Raw genomic sequence first — 23,158 nt, 5'->3', positions numbered from 1 at the left:
CGCTTCTATGGAGCGTCGAGGGCGGTCCGGAACTCGGCGATGAGCTCGCCGACACCCTCGGGACCGGCGCCGTCGAGCATGCGCTGCACCACGGCGGAGCCGACGACCACGCCGTCGGCGACCTCGCAGACCTCGACGGCCTGGGCCGGCGTACCGATACCCACACCGACCAGCACCGGCTGCTCGGTGAGCGCCTTCAACCGCTGGGCGATCACCTTGGCGCTGTCGGCCAGCTCGGTGCGCACGCCGGTGATGCCGACCAGACCAACGGCGTAGACGAACCCCCGCGACCGTTCACAGATCCGGGGCAGTCGTTCGTCGGGCGCCGTGGGCGCCGCCAGCAGTACGGTCTCGACGCCGGCCGCGTCGGCGGCCGTGGTCCACACCTCGCTCTCCTCGAGGGGGATGTCGGGGAGAATGCAGCCGCTCACGCCTGCCTCGGCCAAGGAATTGGCGAAGCGGTCCCAGCCCATCCGGTAGGCGATGTTGCCGTAGGTCATCACCGCTGTCGGCACCCCGAGGTCGGCTCCCCGCACCCGATCGAGGATGGATTGCGGCGTCGCCCCGGCGGCCAGAGCCTTGTCGTTGGCCAACTGGATGGTGGGCCCGTCCATTGCCGGGTCGGAGAACGGAATGCCGATCTCGATGGCGTCGGCACCGGCCGCGGCAACCGCCTGCATCGTCTCGAGCCAGTCGTCGCCGAGGCCGCCGGTGACGTAGGGCACGAGGCACTTTCCGCCGGCATCGAGGCGAGCTCGCAGCGCGGTTTCGATGGCACCGCTCACTGGAGGATCTCCATCATCTGGGCGACGTCCTTGTCACCGCGGCCGCTCAGGTTCAACAGCACCGTCTTTCCGGCCAGCTCCTCTCGAGCGCGGCTGACCCAGGCGAGTCCGTGGGCCGATTCGAGCGCGGGGATGATGCCCTCGGTGCGCGAGAGCAGCTTGAACGCCTCGACGACCTCGGCGTCGGTGACGGGCTCGTAGCGAGCGCGACCGGTGGCCGCGAGATGGGCGTGTTCGGGGCCGATCCCGGGATAGTCGAGGCCGGCCGAGATCGACTGGGCCTCGAGCACCTGACCCCACTCGTCCTGCATCAGATACGAGAACGACCCGTGCACGATACCGGGCAGGGCCCGACCGACCGCGGCGCCACCGGCGGGCTCGGCCCCGATCAGTTCGGCGTCGGTGTCGGCGAAACCGCTGAAGATGCCCGCGGCATTGGAGCCACCGCCCACACAGGCCACGACGACGTCGGGGGTGCCACCGAGCAGCTTCTGGCACTGCTCGCGGGCCTCGTCACCGATCACCCGATGGAACTCGCGCACCATCCACGGGTAGGGGTGGGGGCCCATGACCGAGCCCAGGCAGTAGTGGGTGGACTCGACCACGGCGACCCAGTGCCGCATGGCCTCGTTGACCGCGTCCTTGAGCGTCCGCGACCCCGACTCGGCGGAACGCACCTCGGTGCCGAGGAGCTTCATGCGGAACACGTTGAGTTCCTGGCGCTGGATGTCGACCGCACCCATGTAGACGACGCAGTCCATGCCGAACAGCGCGGCCGCCGTGGCGGTGGCCACGCCGTGCTGACCGGCGCCGGTCTCGGCGACGAGTCTCGTCTTGCCCATGCGCTTGGCCAGGAGCGCCTGACCGAGCACGTTGTTGATCTTGTGCGACCCGGTGTGGTTCAGATCCTCCCGCTTGAGCAGCACCTGACAACCGAGCTCCTGGCTCAGGTTGTCGCACACCGTGACCGGTGAGGGGCGGCCCGCATAGTCGGTGAGCAGGCGATGGAGCTCGGCCCGGAAGGACTCGTCAGCCCAGGCCTCGCGAAAGGCGATGTCGAGCTCCTGGCACGCGGGCACCAGCGTCTCGGGCACGTACATGCCACCGAAGTCGCCGAAGCGGCCGGTGTCGGTCGGGTCGGTCATGCTCATCAGAAATCGTCCTGCCAGTCGTAGGGGGCGCCGTCGTCGTCGTGTTCGTCGTAGTCGGGGTCGGCCCGACGGACCTCGTCGCCCGCCACCCGGGCGGCGTCGATGAACTCGCGCAGCTTCACCGGGTCCTTGCGGCCGGGCTCCCGCTCGACGCCGGACGACACGTCGACACCCCACGGACGCACCTGCCGAATGCCGTCGGCGACATTGCCCGGGTGCAGTCCACCCGCCAGCAACACCCGATGACCCGCCCTCGGGGCGTCCTCGGCGAGTCGCCAGTCGAACACCTCGCCGCTGCCGGGTGTCTCGCCCTCGACGAGGATCACATCGGCGCCGTAGTCGGGAATGTGGGAGAGGCCGGGGTGACCGGCCGGGAACCCCTTGATCACCAGCGGAATCCGGGCGCGGACCTGTCGGGTCTGCTCGGCCGTCTCGTGCCCGTGGAGCTGGGCGGCACCCAGGCCGGCCCGCTGCACGATGTCGACCACCCGGTCCGGAAGGTCGTCGCGAAACACGCCGACGGTGAGGATCTCCGGCGGCAGGCGGCGCACGATGTCGCGCGCCCGGTCGACGGCGACCTGGCGGGACGACGGTGCGAAAACGAAGCCCAGCGCATCGGCCCCGAGCGCCACGGCCAGCAGGCCGTCGTCCTCGGTGGTGATACCGCAGATCTTCACGAACACGAGGTGGACGCTACCGCTTGTCGTGGGTACTCAGAGTTCGTTTGTTCGCGGAACCGGCTACCCGCCGAACCCGGCGCGGAGCTCGGCCACCCCGCGGGCGGGGTCGCCGTGCTTCACCAGCGTCTCGCCGACGAGCACCGCGTGATAGCCGGCATCGCCGAGCACCCGTACGTCGTCGGCGTCTCGCACGCCCGACTCGGCCACCCGGGTCACCCCCGAGGGCATCAGCGGTGCCATCCGCACGGCGCGGGCGGTGTCGACCTCGAACGTGACGAGATCGCGCTGGTTGACGCCGATGAGCGTGGCATCGACGTTCAGCGCTCGCTCGAGTTCGGCTTCGTCGTGGATCTCGACGAGCACGTCGAGACCTACCTCGACGGCCAGCGTGTGGAGCTCGGCCAGCTCGGCATCGTCGAGCGCGGCCGCGATCAGCAGGACACAATCGGCACCCATGATCCGGGCGTCGAACACATCGTGTCGGTGCACGGTGAAGTCCTTGCGCAACACGGGCAGCGTCACCGCCGCCCGGGCAGCCTGGAGGTCGGCGACCGACCCGCCGAAGTACGCCTCGTCGGTCAGCACCGACAGACCGCTGGCGCCCCCCTCCTGGTACTGCCGTGCCAGGAGGGCCGGGTCGAGGTCGGGAAACAGATCGCCCTTGCTCGGCGACCGCCGCTTCACCTCGCTGATGACCGCCATGCCGGTGGCCGCCTCCAGCGCGGCGCGAAACCCGCGACAAGGCGCCACCGCGCCGGCGGCGGCGAGCAGGTCATCGGTGTCGCGATCGTCCGCCGCCGCCGCGGCGCGATGCGCAGCGAGGATCCGGTCGAGGTAGGTCGTCTGCAGCTCAGAGACCCTTGCCGGCGTGCGGCGTCAGGACGATCATCTCGGGTGCGCCATCCATCACGTCGCCCAACGCGCCGAGAAGGTCGGCCATGGCATCCGACGAGCTGTGTGTCGACATGGCATCGGCGTCGGTGTAGAGCTCGTAGATCCAGGCGATGTTCTCGTTGGCCTGCTCGAAGTTGAGGATGTAGATCTCGGTGCCGGCCTCGTCGTTGACGGCGGTGATCATGGCACCGAACTTCTCGATGAAGTACTCCTTCTTGTCGGCCTTCAGAGGGAGCTTTGCGATCAGGGATACTTTTGACATGGCCAGACTCTAGAACGCGGGACCGTCGCCGGGGCAACCGAGATCTCAGGGGTCGGTGTCCTGCCGGCTGCTCATCGAGAGCGCCACCAGTGGCGCCGACAGGAACAGCATGACGGAGAGCAGCAGCACGAGCATGCCGACCCTCGCCATCACGTCGAGTCCGACCAGGCCGCCGAGAATCAGTGCGGCCAGCCCGAACAGCACCCCCAGGGCCGGAACCGTCTTCATCCAGCTCGGCAGGCTGCTGCCGGTGATCGGCCGGTCGTCACGGTCGTCGAATCCGGCCGGATCGCCATCGTCGAAGGGGCGCCACGGGTCGGGCTCCTCGACGGTACCGTGACTGCGGGCATGAAACGTCGGGCGTGGCGCGCCGGCCAGTCGACGCCGGTCGTAGGCCGAACGGGCGTCGGGATCGCCGAGCACGGCCCACGCGGCGTTGATCTTCCGCATCCGGAGTTCGGCCGAGCGCCGTTCGGTTTCGCTCGTGTGGTGGAAGTCGGGGTGCGCGTCGCGGGCGAGACCGAGGTAGGCACGCCGGATCTCGGTCACCGATGCCGACGGGTCGACCCCGAGGACGTCGTAGTGGGCGTCGTCGCGGCCGGTCATGGACTCGCCTCAGCCGACAGTGGCGGCGACACCGCCAACGTCGACGCTCGCGCCGGGTTCGGCCTTGCGAAGCACCGGGGCGAGCGCAACCGCGCCGGCAGCCGAGGTGACGGTGCCGACCGACGAGCCCTCGAAGGTGACGTCGGCGCCGACCGCGAGCGGTGCGTCGGCGATGAGCACCCGCACCGGGCGGGGCACGTTGCCGCCCCGACTGTCGATGCGGGCCACGAGTTCCTGGCCGGTGTAACACCCCTTCGTGAAGCTGACGCTGCGCTCGATGAGCGCGGTGCCTCCCTCTGCGGGGATGGTGTCGGTGGTGAGGTCCGTGCCGAGCCGCGGAACGCCGGCCCGGATGCGGCCCTCCTCGAAGGCCACAGGATCGCTGGCGATCTCGGGATCGGGCGTGTCGGGCGCAAGCAGTGTGTCGGTCCCCTCCCAACCGGGCCAGGTCACCTCGGCCACGAGATCGCCGTCCGCGCCGGGGTCAGCACCGCGGCGGCTCACCATGCGCCATCCGTCCTCGGGGACGAACTCGACATCGGTGCGCAGCTTGAACCGCTCGAGACGGGCGACGGTGGCGTCGACCGCCGACGGTTCCATGTCGAACAGGAACTCCGCATCACCGATGCGGTGCACCCGAAACCACGAGACGAGCCTGCCCGTCGGATCGAGCACGAGCGACCAGGCCGAGTCGCCTTCGACGATCACGTCGATGTCCTGCGACACCTGACCCTGGAGATACCTGGCGGCGTCGGGGCCGCTCACCCGCACCACTCCTCGGGGCTCGATCGTGGTGACCATTCAGGACCTCTTCCGTCGGGCTGCACTCATACGACGGGCCGCAGGGACCGCCGCGAGCAGGGCTTTTGCCTTGTTCTGGCATTCGAGATGTTCGTCGGCGGCGACTGAGTCGGCGACGACTCCGGCTCCTGCCTGGATCGACGCCCGATTGCCGCTCACCAGCATCGTACGGATCGCGATGGCCGTGTCGATGTTGCCCGAGAAGTCGATGTAGCCGACCACGCCGCCGTAGGGACCCCGCTTGACCGGCTCGAGCTCGTCGATGATCTCCATCGCCCTCACCTTGGGTGCGCCGGAGAGCGTGCCGGCCGGCAGCGTGGCCCGCAGCACGTCGATGGGGGTCTTGCCCTCCTTCAGCTCGCCCGACACCTGCGACGTCATGTGCATGACGTGGCTGTACTTCTCGAGCGTCATCATCTCGTCGATCTGCAGCGTGCCGAACTCGACGACACGGCCGACGTCGTTGCGGGCGAGGTCGACGAGCATCACGTGCTCGGCCACCTCTTTCGGATGTTCGATCAGCTCGGCGGCGAGGCGTTTGTCGTGATCTTCGGTCTCGCCCCGCTTGCGGGTGCCGGCGATGGGCCGAGAGATGACCCGGCCGTCGAGCAGCTGCACCATGGGTTCCGGCGAACCGCCGACGATCTCGAGGTCGCCGTGACGCAGGAAGTACATGTAGGGGCTCGGGTTGACCTGGCGAAGCACCCGATAGAGGTCGAAGGCCTCTGCGTCGAGTTCGAGATCGAAGCGCTGGGCCAGCACGACCTGGAAGATGTCGCCGGCGTGGATGTGTTCCCGAGCCGCTTCCACCGCCGCGCAGTACACGGCCTCGCCCATGGTCGAGGTGACCTCAGGGAGCTCGTCGTCACGGGTGGCCGGTTCCACCAGCGGTTCGTCGAGCGAACGGGCGCCGTCCTCGGCCAGGGTGTCGAGGCGGGCCAGCGCGTCGGCGTAGGCGGCGTCGATGGCCGCCTCGTCGGCATCGTCGGCGATCAGCGCGTTGGCGATGAGCACCACCCGCTGCTTCCAGTGGTCGTAGACGGCCAGCTCGCCGATCATCGAGATGACGGCATCGGGATAGCCGAGATCGTCCTCCGGCACGTCGGGGAGGTGTTCGACCTCGCGCACGACGTCGTAGCCGAGGTAGCCGATCAACCCGCCGTGCAGCGGCGGCAGTCCCTCGATCTCGGGGGCTCGATAGTGGTCGAGCAGCAGCTCGAGGGCGGCGAGCATGCCCTGGTCGGTCGGGATGTCGATGCCGAGATCACCCTCGATGCGCAGCGTGCCGTGCTGCGACACGAGCGTGCCGTGGGGGCGCCGGCCGATGAACGACCAGCGACTCCAGCGGTCGCCACCCTCCACCGATTCGAGCAGGAAGCCGTCGCCGTCGCCCACGACCCGGGCGAACGCGGCGACCGGTGTGGTGAGGTCGGCCAGCACCTCGCGCCACACCGGCACGACCCGATGGTCGGCGGCCAGCCGGCGGAACTCGTCGATCTCGGGGGCGGCAGGCATCAGGTCAGTCGAACTCGAGCGAATCGGCGTCGGTCACGGTCCGGTAGTAGCAGGTCTGGCGGGTCGAACCGGTGTCGTCCTTGGTGTGGCAGACCCCCGTGCCGGCCTTGCGCACCAGGTAGAGCAGGCTGTTCTGCTCGCAATTCACCCGCACGTCGACGAGCGGGAGGGTGTCGCCACTGGTCGCTCCCTTGTGCCAGATCTCCTCACGCGACGTCGAGTAGAGCACGGCCGACCGACGCTCGAGGGTGAGTCGGTAGGCCTCCTCGTTGGCGTAGCCGATGAACAGCACGTCGCCGGAGTCGGCGTCCTGGAGCACCACCGGCACGACCTGGTGCCCGGCCCGCCCGATCTTCGCCACCTTGTCGAAGTCGAGTTGGGTGGTGAGCCCCTCTTCGAGCGCGTTGGTTTCCGTTTCGCCTGAGTTCGGTGCCTGCGTCATGGCCGCCGATTCTACGGGCGTACCGCTCCGCCCACTGATCGTTTCCAGAGTGGCCGCTCCGCCGGAACGACGGGAGTTGTACGTTCTCGGACATGTCTTCCGCACCTGCGCAGCCCTCCGAACTGGCCCGAATCGACGCCACCGGTCTCGCGGCGATGATCCGGGCGGGCGAGCTGTCGCCCGTCGAGCTGATCGACGACACGATCGAGCGCATCGAGCGGCTCGACCCGCAGGTGAACGCCGTCATCCACCCCGGCTTCGAGAAGGCTCGGGCCGCCGCGGCCGGCGATCTGCCGGATGGTCCGTTTTGCGGCGTGCCGATGCTGATGAAGGACCTCTGGCCGGCCGAGAAGGGCGAACCGTTCCACCAGGGCGTGCAGGGGCTGAAGAACGCCGGCCACATCGCCGACGTCGACGCCAACATCGTCACCGCGTACAAGCGGGCCGGATTCGTGATGACCGGGCGCACGAACACCCCCGAGATGGGGCTGTCGGCGACCACCGAACCGATCGCCTACGGGCCCACCCGCAACCCGTGGGACCTCGAACGAGGTGCCGGGGGCTCCTCCGGTGGTGCGGCCGCGGCGGTGGCCGCGGGCATGCTGCCGGCCGCCAATGCCAGCGACGGCGGTGGTTCGATCCGCATCCCGGCGGCGATGTGTGGCCTGGTCGGTCTCAAGCCCAGCCGGGGCCGCATCTCCATGGGTCCTCAGCGCGACGAATGGGGCACATCGGTCCAACACGTCGTCTGCCACACGGTGCGCGATTGCGCCGGCATTCTCGACGCCACTGCTCCCCCCTTCCCCGGCGACGGCGTGGTCGCGCCGTTCCCCGAGAAGCCGTTCGCCGACTACATCTCGGCCGACCCGAGACCGCTGAGGATCGGGGTGCTCGATCGCTCGATCCGCGACGGGATTCCGATCGACCCCGAGGTCGCCGCCGCGGTACGCGATATCGCTGACCAGCTACAACAGCTCGGCCACCACGTGATCGACGACTCGCCGCCCGCCCTCGACGACGAGGCGTTGATCGCCTCGTTCGGCGCCCAATGGGCGGCCGCTGTCGCCGCGTCACTCGACACGTTCGGCGAGTGGATCGGCCGCGATCTCACCGCCGACGATGTGGAGCCGATGACCTGGGCCCTCGCCCAGCGCGGCCGCAGCCTGGGTGCGGTCGAAGCCACCAGGGCAGCCGACCAGGCGATGATCTTCCGGCACCGGATGGCCGACTGGTGGGCCGAGTCGGCCGATCTCCTGCTGGCCCCTACGTGTCTGCGGCCGGCACCGCTCATCGGTGAGAGCTCCGGCACCGCCGACAACCCGTTCGCCAACATCCACGTGACCCTCGCCTATTCGACCCTGACGGCGCCCTTCAACAGCACCGGCCAGCCCGCGATCTCGCTGCCGCTGGCCACGTCGTCGGCCGGTCTGCCGATAGGGCTCCAGTTCGTGGCCGCCTACGGCCGAGAGGACCTGCTGCTGCAACTCGCCGGCCAGCTCGAACGGGCGATGCCGTGGGTGCACGACCGGGCGCCGATGCACGCCTGATGTCGCCGACCGGGTCCCCAGAGATGTCCCGGCTACAGATACAGCCCGGTGCTGCCTTCGTCGAGACGTTCGGCGGCCAGGGCGTGGATGTCGCGCTCGCGCAGGATGATGTAGTCCTTGCCCCGCACCTCGACCTCGTAGCGGTCCTCGGGGTTGAAGAGCACCTGGTCGCCGGGCTCCATGGCCCGCACGTTCGGGCCGACCGCAACCACGGACGCCCAGGTCAGCCGCTTTCCCATCTGCGCGGTGGCCGGGATCAGGATGCCCCCGGTGGACCGGCGCTCGCCCTCGGCTTCGCCGAGATGCACGAGGATCCGATCGTTGAGCATCTTGACGGGAAGGCCGTCGTCGGCGCTGAGAGTCTCTGGCTTGGACACGGTGGCTCACGCTACCGGTAGCGTCGCCACATGGAACCAGGTGAGAAGGAACCGGTCGACGTGTCGGTCGTGCAGTTCGAGAGCCACGACGGCACCCGCCTCGAAGGCGACCTTCTCACGCCCAAGAACCCCACGGGCAGTGCCGTGGTCTGTCATCCCCACCCGCTCTACGGCGGTTCTCGTCAGGACGCGGCGGTCGGCGCCCTCAGCCGAGCCTTCGTGGGGGCCGGGTTGCGGGTGCTGCGGTTCGACTTCCGTGGTGCCGGCGGCTCAGCCGGTGCGCACGACGACGGCGGGGCCGAACGCGGCGATCTCGCAGCCGCGATCGACTTCGTCGACCCCACCGATGGGCCGCTCACCCTCGCGGGCTACAGCTTCGGCGCCGACATCGCTCTGAGTGTGGCGCACGACGCGGCCACGGGCTGGCTCGTGGTCGCTCCCCCACTGGCCACCGTTCCCGCCACAGATCTGGTCGCGTCGGCCGACCCCCGTCCGGTCACCGTGATCGCCGCCGGCCACGACCAGTTCAACCCACCCGACCAGCTCCGCCCGCGGACAGCCGACTGGGTCAACACGACGATCCACGTCATCGAGACGGCGGACCACTTCTTCGCCGGCGCCCACCACCAGATCGGCGAACTCGCCACCAAGACCCTGGCGGGTTGACGCACGCCGCGGTCAGCTTGCGAACGACACCTCGGCGGTCGTGACCACATCGGCCGTGTGCTCCGGTGCTTCCTGGTACTTCCAGTAGAGGTTGGTGTGCGCGATCACTGCGTCCGGGGAGGGAGCGCCCCACTCGGTGTGTGGTCATCGGTGGTGTGGGCGTCGGCCACGAGCGTCACGTCGTAGCCACGGGCGAACGCACCGTGGATGGTCGAACGAATGCACGCGTCGGTCTGCGCGCCGGCAACGATCAGGCGGCCGACTCCGGCTGCTGCCAGTACATCTTCGAGGTCGGTGTTCTCGAACGAGTCACCGAACGACTTGTGAACGACGGCGTCTGTTGGTCGGATCTCGAGCTCCGGGACGTACTCCCATGCGTCGCTGCCTCGCGGAAGATCGTCGTCGTTGTGCTGGACCCATATGACGGCGACGTCGCCGGAGCGGGCCCTCTCGACGAGCGTGCCGATGTTGGCCACGACCGCGTCCCGCTCGAATGCGTCGGCGACCACGTCCCTTTGGACATCGATCACCACGAGTGCGGTCTTCGGCCGGTCGGGCAAGGTGGTCATGTTGCTCCTTCAGGGTGGTCTCCCGCGCGGGTCGTGGCCGGAGTTGACCGTGCCTTCGAGACTTCGCGCTCTAGGAACGCGGCGACGTCGACGACCGGATGGACCGGTTGTCAACCGGTACGGTGATTGCCGCGGAGTCTGCCGCGACGACACCACCAGACGCGGGAATGAGCATCCACACCGAGCAGATCGAATCTGTTGTCGAATCCGAGCAGACGGACTCGAGCCGTGTGATCGCGGCGTTCTGGTGGCTGGTCGTCGTCATGGCGATCGTCGGCGGCATCGCCTTCGTCATGTCGGCGCTGGGTGATCTTCGCTTCGCTCACCTCTACCGCCAGCGCACCGGAGAAGGCGGCGCTTTCTTCTGGTTCGGGATTCGCCTCTTGGTCGGGCACTGCCTCTTGGCGGTGGCCACGTTCGCGGGTCTTCGATGGCGTTCCGCCGTTTCGAGTACCGCCACTCGCCGGGTGGCACTCGGATGTGTCGTCATTGCCATCGCGTTCCTGGTCGCAGTCGATGTCGTGGTCGTGTGGGTCGAGGCCCACGGCGATCGCTGTGTCGGCGCGTGTGGGTGACGACGATCAGCGCAAACGAGTGTCACACCCCCTTCGTAGGGTGGGTGTTGCTCGGTCATCGGTCCCGGGCGTTTGTGAGTCTCTCGGCCGTTCATGTCGGCACTTCCCCATGTGAGTTCCCGGCCCTTGTGTGGCTCGGGCGAAAAGGGAGCGCGTCGTGTTCGAGTCGTGGCGTCGAGAGCTACAGGTGTTGCCGGTCGATGGTCTCGATCGGCGCGGGCTGTGCGATGCCGCCGCGGGGTCCAGTCGACTCCGTGCGGCGCTCGACGCGTTCGATGCCCGCATCGCCGCGGCGGTCGACCGTCTCGACGACAACGGACCCGGCCCCTCCACGGTCATTCGGGGCGCATCGAAATGTTCGCAACGCGAGGCCGACAAACGAGTCCGACGCGCCGAAGCACTCGAGAAGCTTCCCTCGGCGGCCGACGCGCTGGCCGAGGGCACCATCACCGCCGAACACGTCGACACCCTGGCCCGCGCCGCCGTCGCCACCTCCCCCGAAGAGGTCGAACAATCCGATCTGCTCACCAGAGCGCAGAGCCGGCCGGCTGATCTGCACGCCAACGACACCCGCGAATGGACACGACGACACCAAACCCAAGCCGACCTCGAAGCACAGCAGCGACGCCACGTCGACGCACGGCGTTGCGTGATCTTCAGCGCCGACAACGGCATGACTGTCCTTCACGCCGAACTCGACCCGATCACCGGCGCCCACATCCGCTCGGTGCTCGACACGGCCTGTGACCGGCTCTACCACGCCGACGGCGGCCGCGACGCGACCGACAGCCGCCGCACCCCCCAGCAACGCCGTGCCGACGCCCTCACCGAACTCCTCACCGGCGGTGCAAGTGGCGACCGGGCCCGATCCGGCCCGGTCCGCACCCAGATGCTCGTGATCGCCCACGCCGACGGCACCGCCGAGATCCCCGGCACCGGCCCCATCCCCGCCACCGAACTCGCCAAACTCGCCTGCAGTGCCGACCTCTACGGGTTGGTCCTCGACACCAACGGCCAGCCGCTCTGGCACGGCACTCGGGTTCGCCTTGCCGACGACAACCAATGGCGGGCCCTCATCGCCCGCGACAAGGGCTGCGTCATCTGCGGCGCCCACCCCTCGAGGTGCGAGGCGCATCACGTCGACTTCTACGGCCCGCCGATCAACGGACCGACCGACGTCGACAATCTCGCGCTCCTCTGTCGCCACGAACACCACCTCGTCCATGACCAAGGCCACGAACTCCGTCGCCGATGCGATGGATCGTGGGAGCTCCGACCACCCGATCAAGCGCGGGCCGGGCCATGAGTGCCTCAATCGGGCGGGCGGACCACCACGCCGGCGTCGAGAAGTACCTGCTTGGCTTCGGCCACCGTGTGTTCGCCGAAGTGAAAGATGCTGGCCGCCAGCACCGCGTCGGCGCCGCCGGCGGTCACACCCTCGACCATGTGCTCAAGGGTGCCCACGCCGCCCGACGCGATCACGGGGATGCTGACTGCGGCGGTGATCGCCGAGGTGAGCGGAATGTCGTAGCCGTCCTTGGTGCCGTCGCGGTTCATCGAGGTGAGAAGGATCTCGCCCGCCCCGAGGCGCTGACACTCCTTGGCCCACACCACTGCGTCGATGCCGGTGCGGGTGCGGCCGCCGTGGGTGTAGACCTCGAAGCCGCTGGTGGTGTCGTCGCTGCTACGAGCGTCGATGGCCACCACGCAGCACTGGGCGCCGAACTCACGGCTGATCTCCGAGACGAGCTCCGGTCGCTTGACCGCCGCGGTGTTGACACTCACCTTGTCGGCGCCGGCCCGCAGCAGCTTGCGGGCGTCGTCGACGGTGCGGATACCGCCGCCGATCGTGAACGGGATGAAGACCTGCTCGGCCACGGCCCGGGCCATGTCGGCGGTCGTGTCGCGCTGGTCCGAGGATGCCGTGATGTCGAGGAACACCAGTTCATCGGCACCCTGCGCGTCGTAGCGGGCCGCGAGCTCGACCGGGTCGCCGGCATCACGGATGTCGACGAAGTTCACGCCCTTGACCACCCGGCCGGCGTCGACATCGAGACAGGGAATGACGCGGATCGCACGGGTCATCGGGCTGCTCCCAGCAGCTCGACGGCGGCAGCCACGTCGACATGACCCTCGTAGATGGCCTTGCCCGCGATCACCCCGGAGAGGCGCCGCCCGCCGACCTCGATCGCGTCGAGTGCTTCGAGATCACCCATCTGGCCCACGCCGCCAGAGGCGATCACGTCGACGGGCGTGGCCCCGAGTACCTCGGTGAGCCCGACCAGGTCGGGGCCCTCGAGCGTGCCGTCGCGGGAGATGTCGGTGACGACGAAGGCATCCACCCCGACATCGGCGAACGAGCGGGCGACATCGAGCACGCTTCGGCCGCTGCCCACGAGCCAGCCGTCGGTGGCCACTTCGCCGGACTTCGCGTCGAGACCGACCGCCACCCGATGATCCATCGCCAGTGTCCGCACCAGATCCGGGTCCTTCAGCGCCGCAGTACCGATCACGACCCGCTCGACACCGGCCGAGAACAGCGCCTGGGCGGCTTCGACCGAGCGCACTCCCCCGCCGGTCTGCACCGGAACGTCGACGGCGCGGGCGATGGCTGCGACGACCTCGCGGTTCTCGGGCACGCCGGTGCGGGCCGCGTCGAGATCGACCACGTGGATCCAGCCGGCGCCGGCGGCGGCGAAGGCCTTGGCCTGGGCCACCGGGTCGTCGCCGTAGACGGTCTCCTGGGCGTAGTCGCCCTGGTGGAGCCGCACGCAACGGCCGTCGCGTAGGTCGATGGCGGGATAGAGGTCCATCAGGTTGCTCCTGCGGCCTGGGCGGCGAGGTCGACGAAGTTGCGGAGAATCCGGATGCCGTTGCCGCCCGACTTCTCCGGGTGGAACTGGGCGGCCCAGACGTTGTCCCGGGCGACGGCGGCCACGAGATCGGTGCCGTAGTCACAGGTGGCGACCACGTCCGGGCCATCGACGGCCGCGAACGAGTGCACGAAGTAGACCCATGCGTCGTCGTCCAGTCCGGCCAACATCGGATGATCGGCGTGCTCACCCCGGCGATCGAGCTTGTTCCACTGCATCTGGGGGCGCTTCACGGTGTCGGGGATCTCGATCACCTCGCGGTCGAACACCGCCAGGCCGTCGACCCCGGGCGCCTCGGTCGAGCCGGCGAACAGCAGCTGCATGCCGATGCAGATGCCGAAGAACGGCACACCCGCGGCGATGCGCTCGAGCGCGATCTCGTCGAGTCCTGATGCTCGCAACGCCTGCATGCACGGGCCGTAGGCGCCCACGCCGGGCAGCACCACGCCATCGGCCGCGTCGATGATCGCCTTGTCGGCGGTGAGGCGCGTGTCGGCACCGGCGTGCTCGAAGCCCTTGTGGGCCGAGTGCAGGTTGCCGATGCCGTAGTCGAGCACGGCGATGACCGGTCGAGAGGGGCTCACCTCAGAGCGTGCCCTTGGTCGACGGCACGGCGTCGCCCTCGACCCGCACTGCGTCACGCAGCGACCGGGCGACGCCCTTGAACGTCGCCTCGATGATGTGGTGGGTGTTGCGCCCGCGCCGGCCGACGATGTGGAGCGTGATACCCGAGGCCATCACGAAGGCCCGCCAGAACTCCTCGACCAGCTGCGGATCGAACGGCGGATCGCCGAGGATCTTCTCGCCGGGGAAGTCGACCTCGTAGTGCAGGAAGGGCCGACCCGACAGGTCGAGCACGATCTCGACGGCCGCCTCGTCGAGCGGCACCACGATCGACGCGAACCGCCGCACGCCGCGCTTGTCGCCCCATGCCTCACGGAAGGTCTCACCCAGCGCGATGCCCGCGTCCTCGACGGTGTGGTGGGCGTCAATCTCGAGGTCGCCGACCGCCTTGACGGTCAGGTCGAAGCTGCCGTGTCGGCCGAGCTGGTCGAGCATGTGATCGAAGAACGGCAACCCGGTGCCGACATCGGTGACCCCCGAGCCGTCGAGGTCGACGGCGATCTCGATCGACGTCTCCTTGGTGGCACGGGACGTGGTGGCAGTGCGACTCATGCGAGTATCTCCCTGAGTGCGTTGAGGAATCGGTCGTCTTCTTCGGCGGTGCCGACGGTGACGCGCAGGCAACCGTCGAGGCGGGGCCACGACGAACAGTCGCGCACGAGCACCGATCGTTCGGTGAGCTGCTGCCACACGTCGCGCCCGTCGACGGAGGTGGGCCGGAAGAGCACGAAGTTGGCCCCCGACGGCCAGATCTCGAGCGGCAGCGCGTGCATGGCGGCGGTCAACCGACCGCGCTCCTCGACGAGCATCGCGACGCGGGCATCCATCGCGTCGACGTGGTCGAGGGCGAGGGAACCGGCGATCTGGGTCATCGCGTCGAGGTGATAGGGCAACACGACCTTCTCGAGTTCCTCGACGACCCACTCGGGGCCGATCAGGTAGCCGAGACGGGCCGCGGCCATGGCCCAGGTCTTCGAGTAGGTGCGGCTCACGACGAGCGGGGTCTCCGGCCCGAGTAGCGACGTGGCCGAGTGGGCCGCGAACTGCCCGTAGGCCTCGTCGACACAGAGCAGGCCGCCCGTCTCCTCGACGAGATCGAGCACCGAGCGGATCTCGTCCTCGGTGTCGACCACGCCGGTGGGGTTGTTCGGCGAGCACAGGAACGTGACGGCGGGTCGGTGGGCGCGGACCACCCGCTCGACCTCGGCGAGATCGAGGGCGAAACCGGGCCCGCGCTCGCCCTCGGCCACCTCGGTTCCCGTGATGCGACTCAGGTGGGAGTGCAGGGCGTAGGTGGGCTCGAACATCGCGGCGGTGCGGCCGGGACCGCCATAGGTGAGCAGCAGGGTCTGGAGGACCTCGTTGGACCCGTTGGCCGCGAAGATGCGTTCGGGCCCCACGCCGTGGAGCTCGCCGATGCGGGTGCGCAGGGCCGTGGCGTCACGGCCCGGATAGCGATGCCAGTCGACGTCGGCGATCGCGGCCGCAACCGCGGCCGAGAACGCGGCGGGCGGCGGTTCGGGACTCTCGTTGGTGTTGAGCCGCACGTCGACGTCGATCTGCGGCGAGTGGTAGCCGGCCATCAACGCCACGGACTCACGCGGCTGCGGTCTCGTGCTCACGACGTCGCTCCCCGCCGGATCCGGATGGACGCGGCGTGGGCGTCGAGGCCCTCGGCGCCGGCCAGGGCGATGACGTGGTCGCCCATCGCCTCGAACCCTTCCTGATCGACGGTGACCACGTGGACGTCCTTCATGAAGTCGCGCACGGTGAGGGCGCTCGCGAACCGGGCGGTGCCGTTGGTGGGCAGCACGTGGCTGGGCCCGGCGACATAGTCACCGAGCGAGGCAGGGGCCCACGGTCCACAGAACACCGCGCCGGCGTGACGCACGAGCGGCAAGAGGGCCTCCGGGTCGGCGGTCTGGAGTTCGAGGTGTTCGGGCGCGATGAAGTTCGACACTTCCAGGGCCTGTTCAGGCGAGTCGCACACGACGGCATAGCCGGACTTGTCGAGCGTCGCCTCGATGTCGGCCCGGCGGGGCGCGTCGGCCACGAGACGAGCGACAGACTCGGTGACCGCGTCGGCGACCGCCTCGTCCCACGTGACGAGCCAGGCGAGCCCGTCGGGGCCGTGTTCGGCCTGGAGGATCACGTCGACAGCGGCGAACTCGGCCGGCGCCGAACCGTCGGCCACCACCACGACCTCGGACGGCCCGGCGAACGACGACGGCACGCCGACGACCCCCGCGACCTCCTGCTTGGCGATGGCGACATAGACGTTGCCCGGACCGACGATGACGTCGACCGGCCGGATGGTCTCGGTGCCGTAGGCGATCGCGCCGATGGCCTGGGCCCCGCCGACGGGAATGACCTCGTCGACGCCGGCGACCGCCGCAGCGGCGAGCGTCACGTCGGGCACCCGACCGTCGGGGCCGGGCGGCACGCACAGCACGATCTCGCCCACACCGGCGACCTTGGCCGGGACCGCGGTCATGAGCACCGTCGACGGATACACGGCCCGTCCGCCGGGCACGTAGCAGCCGGCGCGTTCGACGGCCCGGTGCACTCCGCGTATGACCACACCGGGTCGACGGTGTTCGACATCGGTCGGCATCTGCGCCCGGTGGTAGGCCGCGATCGACTCGGCGGCGGCCTCGAGTGCGGCCAGTACATCGGCGGGAACACGCTCCCGGGCCGCGAGGATCTCGGCCGGGTCGACCCGGGTCGACCCGAGATCGACGCCGTCGAATCGTTTGGTGAAATCGACCAGCGCGGCATCGCCGCGGGCCTTCACGTCGGCCAGGATCTCACGCACGGTGTCGACCGGACCATCGGCCGGTGCGGCGGGCCGAGGCAGACGCTCGGCGACGTCGCCGGTGAAGCCTCGGAGGTCGATGCGGGTGAGCACCCGCCCACGCTACCGGCCCGCGTCTGCGCCTACGGTTGGATTCCGCGCCAGACTGCCGCCATGAACTCCGATGCCGCCGAGCTGTCCTCGCTCACCACCGTCGTCGCCGATGTCGCGGCCCGAATCGGGAAGCTGGCCGAGCGTCGAGGTGTCGACCCCGACGATCCGCTCGTCGGTCGGCTCCACGAGATCGAGCGGGCTCTCATCACCGCCGAACGCCGGCTTCGCTCCACGGCCCGTGAACTCGACTGACTCGGACCACCCGACCGTCACCGAGCGGCGCCGCTCCTGGTCGGGCGGCCATCAGTTCCTGGCGCTCGGGCCCCTGCTGGTCGTGTGGGTGGCGACGTCGGCGCTGCTCTACGCCTCGGCGGCCCAGGACGAGGTACCGACGGACCTGCTGTTCCTGGACCCGGCGACCGTGGGCGACCAACCGTGGTACACCGGCCTGCTCCACGAGCTCGGCATCCTGGGCTGGGCGGTCGCCGCCACTGCGGCGGCGGGGGGCGCCTGGGTGGCGTGGCTGACCGGGCGGCGCAACTCCGTGTGGTTTCTCGCCTCCGGAGCCCTATTGACGATCGCGCTCCTCACCGACGAGGTGACGGGCTTCCATTCGGTGCTCGGTCCGCGTCTCGGCCTGGCCAAACAGGTGTCGATCGGCGCGATTCTCGCCGGCGCCGCACTGTGGTTCGTCGCGAACTGGCACGAGATCCGTCGCACCCGCTGGCCGATCCTGATCATCAGCCTCGCCGCCCTCGCCATGTCGGTGCTGTTGGACTACGGGCGACAGACCACGAGCTTCCACGTGTTCTACGAGGACGCACCGAAGCTGTTCGGCATCGTGGGTTGGGCCACCTACTTCGTGTTCACGACGATCGACATCACGCGATCGGCGGTGCGAGACCGCGAGCACGACGCGCTCGCCGCGCCCGCCTGATCCCGAGGGCGACGACGACCGCGGCCAGGACGCTGACGCGCATCCAGCGTTCGCCCAGCAGATCGATGATGCCGCCGCCGAGCGTCACGGCCAGGACGATCCCGGGGATGATGCCGATCGCGGTGCCGACCAGGAACGTCCCGGCACCGACGGTGCTCACCCCCAGTACCCAGTCCGCCGGCGTGAACTGCCCGGTGATCACCCGCAGCAGGATGACCTGCACGAGACCGCCGTCGGCGAGGCGACGATCCCAACCCCTGAGTCGAGTGGGCATTCGCTGCTGCACCCAGTCGCGAGCCAGGTAGCGGGCCATGGCGAACGCGATCGACGACGCACCCATGTTTCCCACCCAGGACAACAGCATCGCCGTCGGCAGGGGCCAGACCACGGCCGCCGGCACCATGAAGACCAGTCCGGGCACCCCGGCCGGTTGCAGCGCCCACATCGCGAGCACGAAGACGACCGGACCCACTGCACCCCGCTCGGTGAAGAACTCCTCGACGCGTTCGCCGTCGCGCACGAAGTCCCATCCTCCGAGCAACACGAAGAGCGCTGCGCCGGCGACGACGAGGGTGAGAGCGAACCCCTGGCGACGCCATCGCCGCCCCTGCGCCCGGTACCCCGCTCGCTCACGCACGGCGAGAGTGTGCCACGAGTCGGCACCGAATGTGCCGGCACAGTGCCCTATTGCGAGAGCGCCATTCTGCGCAGAAAACCTGCGCAGAAAAAGACGGTGGCCGCTCCCGTGCACGGGAGCGGCCACCAGACGACACAGGGCGGCGGATCCCTTATGTCGTCGACTTGCGTGAGCGACCTGCGCTCAGCTGTCCACGAATATAGGCCGGGCCACACGCCATCGTGGCATCAGCTGCCCAAAATTCGCGTGACCTCCGCTACACCTGGCTGGAGGGACAGAAGTCGTTCAGAACACAGTCCTCGCACCGTGGTCGGCGGGCGATGCACACACGTCGACCGTGGAGGATCATCCGCAGGCTGAACTCGCCTCGTTCCATCGCCGGCACCATCGGGTTGAGCTCGAGCTCGATCTTGACGGCATCGCTCTCCGTGGTGATGCCCAAAAGGTTCGACAATCGGATGACGTGGGTGTCGACCGGCAACCCGGGTTTGCCGAGGGCCACGCTGCGCACGACGTTGGCCGTCTTGCGGCCCACACCGGGGAGGCGCACGAGATCCTTCATCGCCGACGGGACCTCGCCGTCGTAGTCGTCGACCAGCATCCGGGCCATGCCCACGAGGCTCTTCGACTTCTGGCGGAACAGGCCGATCGTGTCGACGTAGGGTTCGACCTGCTCGGGTTCGACCTCGGCCAGCGACCACGGGTCGGGGAAACGAGCGAAGAGCCCCGGGGTGGCCTTGTTGACCCCGACATCGGTGGCCTGCGCGGAGAGAATGGTCGCGGCCAGCAGCTCGAACGGATTGCGGTGGTCGAGCTCGCAGACCGCGTCCGGGTACTCGAGGGTGAGCCGTTCGTTGGTGCGACGAGCACGACCCTTGGGCGTGCGGGGCTTGGCCATCCGGCGACACTAGCTACGCTGACCGGGTGGAACTGACCGTCGAAGGACCAAATCCCGGAGAGTTCCGCTGGACGATCGGTGTCGACGAGTCCGACGGCAGCCTCCAGGAGCGCCTGGCCGCGGCGCTCGACGACCGAGAGGCCGGCGATGGGGTGCAGCTCTGGATCCGACCGGTCGACGACCGGGCCCACGCCGTGGCGACGGACCTCGGGTTCGTCGCCTACCGCGACCTCTGGCAGCTCCGCTGCGACCTGCCGGCCCGCCCCTCCGGGCTGCCGACCCGGGCGTTCGACCCCGACAACGGCCATGACCTCGACGACTTCGTCCGGGTGAACAATCGAGCGTTCCACTGGCACCCCGAACAGGGTGGACTCACGGCCGAGGCCGCGCTCGCGACCATGCAGGAACCCTGGTTCGACCCCGACGGATTCCGGCTCTACCACGCCCGCGGCTCCGACGGCGCCGACGAACTGGCCGGATTCTGCTGGACCAAGGTCCATTCGGACCACGACCCGCCGCTCGGCGAGATCTACGTGATCGCCGTCGACCCGGGTCATCACGGCCAGGGCCTGGGCAAGCCGATGACGCTGGCCGGTCTCGAGTGGCTCGCCGACCGGGGCCTGCGCCACGGGATGCTCTACGTCGAGTCCGACAACGACCCGGCCAACGCGACCTACGCCGCCCTCGGGTTCACCCGGCACCACACCGACCGCGCCTACCGGCTCGACCGATGACCGCCATCGAGCCGCCGACCGCGGCGGGCCGGGCCGGCCGCAATGCGCCCACGCTTCGCTACGACCTGAACCGCGACGAGTTCGCCGCCCTGCTGGCCGACGAGCCGAGCTACCGACTCGACCAGGTCTGGGACGGCATCCACGAGCGCGGCACCGAGCTCGACGACCTCACCAACGTCCCCAAAGCACTGCGCCGAAAGCTGGCCGACCTGCTCCCCCTCGCACTCGACCCGATCGCGGAATCCGTGAGCGACGGCGGCGAGACCGTCAAGTGGCTGTGGAAGCTGCACGACGGCTATCAGGTCGAGACGGTGCTGATGCACTACGACGACCGCACCACGGTCTGTGTGTCGTCGCAGGCCGGCTGTGCGATGGGCTGCGGGTTCTGCGCCACCGGGCAGAGCGGGTTCGATCGTCACCTCTCGGTGGGAGAGATCGTCGAGCAGGTCGTGCGGGCTCGCCGCACGTCAGAGCCCCGACGCGTCAGCAACATCGTCTTCATGGGCATGGGCGAACCGTTCGCGAACTACGACCGCACGTGGGCCGCCGTGGAGCGCATCCACGGCGACCTCGGCCTCGGCGCTCGCCACATCACGATCTCCACCGTGGGTGTGGTTCCCGGCATCGAGCGCCTGGCCCAGGAAGCACTTCCGGTCAACCTCGCGGTGTCGCTCCACGCCGCCAACGACGACCTGCGCGACGAGCTCGTCCCGATCAATCGTCGGTATCCGCTCAACCATCTCGTCGATGCCTGCGAGCGCTATCTCGCCGCGAAGAACCGCCGCCTGTCGTTCGAGTGGGCGATGATCGACGGGGTCAACGACCAGCCGGTCGACGCCCAGGAGCTCGCCGTGTTGTGCCACCGGCTGCGGGCGCACGTCAATCTGATCCCGCTGAACCCCACGCCCGGCTACCTCACCCGCGGCACGCCGATCGATCGGGTGCGGGCGTTTCGTGACCAGCTCGACAACTACGGGGTCAACGCCACGGTGCGCGACACCCGCGGCACCGAGATCGACGCCGCCTGCGGACAGCTGGCCGCCAGCCGCCAACTCGTCGACCCGCCGCGCCGCCGCTGAGCCGCGCCCGCACCGTTCCGACCCATACTGACAACGTGAACAACCCCCCGCATGGACGACCTCGCATGAACAACCTCGCATGAACAACATGGTCTGGATCAACAACCGACAGCCGCAGACGCTCTACATCGCGCAGTTCCTTCTGTACTTCAGCGCCGTGAGCACGCTGATCTTCGGTGGCGCCGGCGTCGGGGCGATCTCGTCGGGACCCACCCGCTTCGTCGTCATCCTGCTGCTGACCGTGGGCGCCGCCGGCGGCGCGTTCGGCATCGCGAACGAGCGCAAGTGGGGCTACGGGCTCGGTATCGCCGCGGCCATCGCCCCATTCGTCGTGCGGGCGGCGATCTGGCAGCAGTCCGGGCTCGGCGACGCGATCGAGTGGAACGTCTTCGGCCTCGTGTTCGACGTCGCCCTGCTCGCCGCGCTGTTCCACCGGATGAGCGGCGAGTACCAGCGGATCTACTTCCGGTGAACGACCCCATTCGTCGCGACGGCGTCACCCTCGACCCCGAGAACCTGCCGCAGGGCGACGAGAAGCGGGAGGCGGTGCGATCGTTGTTCGACACGATCGCGCCCCGCTACGACCTCGTGAACCGGCTCATGACCTTCGGTCTCGACGTGCGATGGCGCAACAAAGCCCTCGCCGCATTGGCGCTGCCCGAGAGGTCACTCGTCCTCGATCTCGCGTGCGGCACCGGCGACTTCTGCCGGGTCGCCACCACGGCGGGACTGCGGCCGGTCGGCATCGATCTGTCGATGGGCATGCTCGCCGCAGCCCGCACCGATGCACCGCTCGTCCACGGCGACATCCTCGCCCTGCCCATGGCCGCCGGCACCGCCGATGGTGCCACCTGTGGCTTCGCGCTCCGCAACCTCGTCGAACTACCGGGGTTCTTCGACGAACTGGCTCGGGTGATCCGGCCGGGCGGGCGGATCTCCCTGGTCGACGCGGCCGAGCCCGAAAATCGGCTCCTGCGTTGGGGCCACGGCATCTACTTCGGCAAGGTCGTGCCGCGCATCGGCGGACTGCTGTCCGAGCGCACCGCGTATGAGTACCTGCCGAAGTCGCTGGCCTACATGCCCCCGTGGCCGGAGATGCAGGCCCGCATCGCCGACGCCGGGTTCACCGACATCACCCGCAAGGTGTTCGTCGGCGCCCATCTCATCACCGCCACCCGCAGGGACGAGCTCGGGCCCGCCAACTAGGGTCCGCGCATGACGACCAACGACCTCTTCACCCGCGGTGTCCACCACGTGTCGGTCAACGTCGACGATGTCGAGGCGAACCGGGCGTTCTATGTCGACGTGCTCGGCTTCACCGAGATCGACCGCCCCGACCTGGGCATCGGCGGCGCGTGGCTCCAGATGGGCCCACAACAACTCCATCTCGTCGAACTGCCGCTGATGGAGGGCTTCGGTCCCCACTTCGCCATCCCCGTCGACGACATCGAACAGGCCCGCGCCGTGCTGCAAAGCCGGGGCGTCGAAGTCAGCGACGTCTCCCCCATCGACGGCGTGTGCCTCCAGGCGTTCTTCCACGATCCCGCCGGCAATCAGATCGAGCTCAACCAGGCGCTCTGAGGCGTGACCTGATCAAC

At 69.1% G+C, this 23,158-nt stretch carries 30 protein-coding genes; 11 read left to right on the top strand and 19 right to left on the bottom strand.

Annotation, left to right across the window (positions count from 1 at the left end; genetic code table 11):
- Positions 1-5: 5 nt before the first annotated feature.
- The 9 genes from trpA to RIB98_10155 are packed head-to-tail and all read right to left on the bottom strand — an operon-like array spanning position 6 to position 7,136.
- Positions 6-785: a tryptophan synthase subunit alpha gene (trpA, locus tag RIB98_10195; protein ID MEQ8841342.1), complete on the bottom strand. Its 780-nt coding sequence runs from the start codon at positions 783-785 to the stop codon at positions 6-8.
- Positions 782-1,936, bottom strand: a complete 1,155-nt coding sequence (trpB, locus tag RIB98_10190; GenBank protein ID MEQ8841341.1) for a tryptophan synthase subunit beta — start codon at positions 1,934-1,936, stop codon at positions 782-784. The genes trpA and trpB overlap by 4 nt, the downstream gene beginning before the upstream one ends.
- Complete coding sequence (locus RIB98_10185; GenBank protein ID MEQ8841340.1) at positions 1,936-2,619, bottom strand: phosphoribosylanthranilate isomerase; 684 nt, start codon at positions 2,617-2,619, stop codon at positions 1,936-1,938. Before RIB98_10185 ends, trpB begins: the two co-directional genes overlap by 1 nt.
- Before the next feature lie 57 nt (positions 2,620-2,676).
- The gene (gene trpC / locus RIB98_10180; protein MEQ8841339.1) at positions 2,677-3,465 is read right to left on the bottom strand and encodes an indole-3-glycerol phosphate synthase TrpC; all 789 of its coding nucleotides are present in this window, start codon (positions 3,463-3,465) and stop codon (positions 2,677-2,679) included.
- A 1-nt stretch (position 3,466) separates the two neighbouring features.
- Positions 3,467-3,772 (bottom strand): antibiotic biosynthesis monooxygenase, encoded by a 306-nt coding sequence (locus RIB98_10175; protein ID MEQ8841338.1) that lies wholly within the window; start codon positions 3,770-3,772, stop codon positions 3,467-3,469.
- A gap of 45 nt (positions 3,773-3,817) precedes the next feature.
- Positions 3,818-4,378 (bottom strand): J domain-containing protein, encoded by a 561-nt coding sequence (locus RIB98_10170; protein ID MEQ8841337.1) that lies wholly within the window; start codon positions 4,376-4,378, stop codon positions 3,818-3,820.
- 9 nt (positions 4,379-4,387) lie between these two features.
- Positions 4,388-5,179, bottom strand: a complete 792-nt coding sequence (locus RIB98_10165) for a hypothetical protein (protein ID MEQ8841336.1) — start codon at positions 5,177-5,179, stop codon at positions 4,388-4,390.
- Positions 5,180-6,694, bottom strand: coding sequence for an anthranilate synthase component I (gene trpE, locus RIB98_10160; GenBank protein ID MEQ8841335.1), 1,515 nt, complete (start codon positions 6,692-6,694; stop codon positions 5,180-5,182).
- Between the two features lie 4 nt (positions 6,695-6,698).
- Positions 6,699-7,136, bottom strand: a complete 438-nt coding sequence (locus tag RIB98_10155; GenBank protein MEQ8841334.1) for a phosphoribosyl-AMP cyclohydrolase — start codon at positions 7,134-7,136, stop codon at positions 6,699-6,701.
- 92 nt (positions 7,137-7,228) lie between these two features.
- On the opposite strand from RIB98_10155, the gene RIB98_10150 reads away from it, so the two are divergent.
- Complete coding sequence (locus RIB98_10150) at positions 7,229-8,683, top strand: amidase (protein ID MEQ8841333.1); 1,455 nt, start codon at positions 7,229-7,231, stop codon at positions 8,681-8,683.
- A 32-nt stretch (positions 8,684-8,715) separates the two neighbouring features.
- On the opposite strand, the gene RIB98_10145 is transcribed toward RIB98_10150, so the two are convergent.
- Positions 8,716-9,060, bottom strand: a complete 345-nt coding sequence (locus tag RIB98_10145; protein ID MEQ8841332.1) for a co-chaperone GroES — start codon at positions 9,058-9,060, stop codon at positions 8,716-8,718.
- 30 nt (positions 9,061-9,090) lie between these two features.
- On the opposite strand from RIB98_10145, the gene RIB98_10140 reads away from it, so the two are divergent.
- A complete protein-coding gene (locus RIB98_10140) occupies positions 9,091-9,726 on the top strand; it encodes a CocE/NonD family hydrolase (protein ID MEQ8841331.1) in 636 nt (211 codons plus the stop codon).
- 104 nt (positions 9,727-9,830) lie between these two features.
- Here the strand turns inward: RIB98_10140 and RIB98_10135 are convergent, their stop codons facing one another.
- Entirely contained in the window at positions 9,831-10,295 is a 465-nt protein-coding gene (locus tag RIB98_10135) for an isochorismatase family protein (protein MEQ8841330.1), read from the bottom strand.
- 167 nt (positions 10,296-10,462) lie between these two features.
- On the opposite strand from RIB98_10135, the gene RIB98_10130 reads away from it, so the two are divergent.
- Both RIB98_10130 and RIB98_10125 read left to right on the top strand, forming a co-directional pair.
- Positions 10,463-10,870: a hypothetical protein gene (locus tag RIB98_10130; GenBank protein MEQ8841329.1), complete on the top strand. Its 408-nt coding sequence runs from the start codon at positions 10,463-10,465 to the stop codon at positions 10,868-10,870.
- 157 nt (positions 10,871-11,027) lie between these two features.
- Positions 11,028-12,176 (top strand): DUF222 domain-containing protein, encoded by a 1,149-nt coding sequence (locus tag RIB98_10125; protein MEQ8841328.1) that lies wholly within the window; start codon positions 11,028-11,030, stop codon positions 12,174-12,176.
- 5 nt (positions 12,177-12,181) lie between these two features.
- Here RIB98_10125 and hisF read toward each other — a convergent pair whose 3' ends face one another.
- The 6 genes from hisF to hisD are packed head-to-tail and all read right to left on the bottom strand — an operon-like array spanning position 12,182 to position 17,275.
- A complete protein-coding gene (gene hisF, locus RIB98_10120) occupies positions 12,182-12,955 on the bottom strand; it encodes an imidazole glycerol phosphate synthase subunit HisF (GenBank protein ID MEQ8841327.1) in 774 nt (257 codons plus the stop codon).
- Positions 12,952-13,683, bottom strand: a complete 732-nt coding sequence (gene hisA / locus RIB98_10115; GenBank protein MEQ8841326.1) for a 1-(5-phosphoribosyl)-5-[(5-phosphoribosylamino)methylideneamino]imidazole-4-carboxamide isomerase — start codon at positions 13,681-13,683, stop codon at positions 12,952-12,954. Before hisA ends, hisF begins: the two co-directional genes overlap by 4 nt.
- The gene (gene hisH, locus RIB98_10110) at positions 13,683-14,327 is read right to left on the bottom strand and encodes an imidazole glycerol phosphate synthase subunit HisH (GenBank protein ID MEQ8841325.1); all 645 of its coding nucleotides are present in this window, start codon (positions 14,325-14,327) and stop codon (positions 13,683-13,685) included. The genes hisA and hisH overlap by 1 nt, the downstream gene beginning before the upstream one ends.
- 1 nt (position 14,328) lies before the next feature.
- Entirely contained in the window at positions 14,329-14,919 is a 591-nt protein-coding gene (gene hisB / locus RIB98_10105) for an imidazoleglycerol-phosphate dehydratase HisB (GenBank protein MEQ8841324.1), read from the bottom strand.
- Positions 14,916-15,989 carry a histidinol-phosphate transaminase gene (gene hisC, locus RIB98_10100; GenBank protein ID MEQ8841323.1) on the bottom strand — a complete coding sequence of 358 codons (1,074 nt, stop codon included), beginning with the start codon at positions 15,987-15,989 and terminating at the stop codon, positions 14,916-14,918. The genes hisB and hisC overlap by 4 nt, the downstream gene beginning before the upstream one ends.
- Positions 15,986-17,275 (bottom strand): histidinol dehydrogenase, encoded by a 1,290-nt coding sequence (gene hisD, locus RIB98_10095; GenBank protein ID MEQ8841322.1) that lies wholly within the window; start codon positions 17,273-17,275, stop codon positions 15,986-15,988. Before hisD ends, hisC begins: the two co-directional genes overlap by 4 nt.
- Before the next feature lie 60 nt (positions 17,276-17,335).
- Here hisD and RIB98_10090 point away from each other — a divergent pair, with 60 nt between their 5' ends.
- Positions 17,336-17,527 carry a hypothetical protein gene (locus RIB98_10090; GenBank protein ID MEQ8841321.1) on the top strand — a complete coding sequence of 64 codons (192 nt, stop codon included), beginning with the start codon at positions 17,336-17,338 and terminating at the stop codon, positions 17,525-17,527.
- Positions 17,514-18,212 (top strand): hypothetical protein, encoded by a 699-nt coding sequence (locus RIB98_10085; protein MEQ8841320.1) that lies wholly within the window; start codon positions 17,514-17,516, stop codon positions 18,210-18,212. Before RIB98_10090 ends, RIB98_10085 begins: the two co-directional genes overlap by 14 nt.
- On the opposite strand, the gene RIB98_10080 is transcribed toward RIB98_10085, so the two are convergent.
- Together RIB98_10080 and nth are read right to left on the bottom strand one after the other, a co-directional pair.
- Positions 18,157-18,849, bottom strand: a complete 693-nt coding sequence (locus RIB98_10080) for a VTT domain-containing protein (GenBank protein MEQ8841319.1) — start codon at positions 18,847-18,849, stop codon at positions 18,157-18,159. The genes RIB98_10085 and RIB98_10080 overlap by 56 nt on opposite strands.
- Positions 18,850-19,105: 256 nt before the next feature.
- The gene (gene nth / locus RIB98_10075) at positions 19,106-19,747 is read right to left on the bottom strand and encodes an endonuclease III (protein ID MEQ8841318.1); all 642 of its coding nucleotides are present in this window, start codon (positions 19,745-19,747) and stop codon (positions 19,106-19,108) included.
- A gap of 26 nt (positions 19,748-19,773) precedes the next feature.
- Here nth and mshD point away from each other — a divergent pair, with 26 nt between their 5' ends.
- The 5 genes from mshD (at position 19,774) to RIB98_10050 (ending at position 23,141) form a co-directional block, all read left to right on the top strand.
- Entirely contained in the window at positions 19,774-20,481 is a 708-nt protein-coding gene (gene mshD / locus RIB98_10070; GenBank protein MEQ8841317.1) for a mycothiol synthase, read from the top strand.
- The gene (gene rlmN, locus RIB98_10065) at positions 20,478-21,560 is read left to right on the top strand and encodes a 23S rRNA (adenine(2503)-C(2))-methyltransferase RlmN (protein MEQ8841316.1); all 1,083 of its coding nucleotides are present in this window, start codon (positions 20,478-20,480) and stop codon (positions 21,558-21,560) included. Before mshD ends, rlmN begins: the two co-directional genes overlap by 4 nt.
- Positions 21,561-21,639: 79 nt before the next feature.
- Positions 21,640-22,032, top strand: coding sequence for a hypothetical protein (locus RIB98_10060; protein ID MEQ8841315.1), 393 nt, complete (start codon positions 21,640-21,642; stop codon positions 22,030-22,032).
- The gene (locus RIB98_10055) at positions 22,029-22,766 is read left to right on the top strand and encodes a class I SAM-dependent methyltransferase (protein MEQ8841314.1); all 738 of its coding nucleotides are present in this window, start codon (positions 22,029-22,031) and stop codon (positions 22,764-22,766) included. The genes RIB98_10060 and RIB98_10055 overlap by 4 nt, the downstream gene beginning before the upstream one ends.
- A 9-nt stretch (positions 22,767-22,775) precedes the next feature.
- Positions 22,776-23,141 carry a VOC family protein gene (locus tag RIB98_10050; GenBank protein MEQ8841313.1) on the top strand — a complete coding sequence of 122 codons (366 nt, stop codon included), beginning with the start codon at positions 22,776-22,778 and terminating at the stop codon, positions 23,139-23,141.
- The last annotated feature ends 17 nt before the right edge of the window (positions 23,142-23,158 follow it).

The sequence above is a fragment of the Acidimicrobiales bacterium genome, assembly GCA_040219515.1.
Taxonomy (GTDB): Bacteria; Actinomycetota; Acidimicrobiia; order Acidimicrobiales; family Aldehydirespiratoraceae; genus JAJRXC01.
The sequence above is the reverse complement of the archived record's forward strand: the minus strand, read 5'-3'. Positions and strand labels throughout refer to the sequence as shown.

Coding starts and splice junctions, on each gene's coding strand:
- RIB98_10165 (MEQ8841336.1), bottom strand. CDS start 5,179: ATGGTCACCACGATCGAGCCCCGAGGAGTGGTGCGGGTGAGCGGCCCC.
- RIB98_10170 (MEQ8841337.1), bottom strand. CDS start 4,378: ATGACCGGCCGCGACGACGCCCACTACGACGTCCTCGGGGTCGACCCG.
- rlmN (MEQ8841316.1), top strand. CDS start 20,478: ATGACCGCCATCGAGCCGCCGACCGCGGCGGGCCGGGCCGGCCGCAAT.
- RIB98_10175 (MEQ8841338.1), bottom strand. CDS start 3,772: ATGTCAAAAGTATCCCTGATCGCAAAGCTCCCTCTGAAGGCCGACAAG.
- RIB98_10060 (MEQ8841315.1), top strand. CDS start 21,640: ATGAACAACATGGTCTGGATCAACAACCGACAGCCGCAGACGCTCTAC.
- RIB98_10050 (MEQ8841313.1), top strand. CDS start 22,776: ATGACGACCAACGACCTCTTCACCCGCGGTGTCCACCACGTGTCGGTC.
- trpB (MEQ8841341.1), bottom strand. CDS start 1,936: ATGAGCATGACCGACCCGACCGACACCGGCCGCTTCGGCGACTTCGGT.
- RIB98_10155 (MEQ8841334.1), bottom strand. CDS start 7,136: ATGACGCAGGCACCGAACTCAGGCGAAACGGAAACCAACGCGCTCGAA.
- RIB98_10090 (MEQ8841321.1), top strand. CDS start 17,336: ATGAACTCCGATGCCGCCGAGCTGTCCTCGCTCACCACCGTCGTCGCC.
- hisB (MEQ8841324.1), bottom strand. CDS start 14,919: ATGAGTCGCACTGCCACCACGTCCCGTGCCACCAAGGAGACGTCGATC.
- trpE (MEQ8841335.1), bottom strand. CDS start 6,694: ATGCCTGCCGCCCCCGAGATCGACGAGTTCCGCCGGCTGGCCGCCGAC.
- RIB98_10140 (MEQ8841331.1), top strand. CDS start 9,091: ATGGAACCAGGTGAGAAGGAACCGGTCGACGTGTCGGTCGTGCAGTTC.
- RIB98_10130 (MEQ8841329.1), top strand. CDS start 10,463: ATGAGCATCCACACCGAGCAGATCGAATCTGTTGTCGAATCCGAGCAG.
- hisF (MEQ8841327.1), bottom strand. CDS start 12,955: ATGACCCGTGCGATCCGCGTCATTCCCTGTCTCGATGTCGACGCCGGC.
- nth (MEQ8841318.1), bottom strand. CDS start 19,747: ATGGCCAAGCCCCGCACGCCCAAGGGTCGTGCTCGTCGCACCAACGAA.
- RIB98_10150 (MEQ8841333.1), top strand. CDS start 7,229: ATGTCTTCCGCACCTGCGCAGCCCTCCGAACTGGCCCGAATCGACGCC.
- hisA (MEQ8841326.1), bottom strand. CDS start 13,683: ATGGACCTCTATCCCGCCATCGACCTACGCGACGGCCGTTGCGTGCGG.
- RIB98_10135 (MEQ8841330.1), bottom strand. CDS start 10,295: ATGACCACCTTGCCCGACCGGCCGAAGACCGCACTCGTGGTGATCGAT.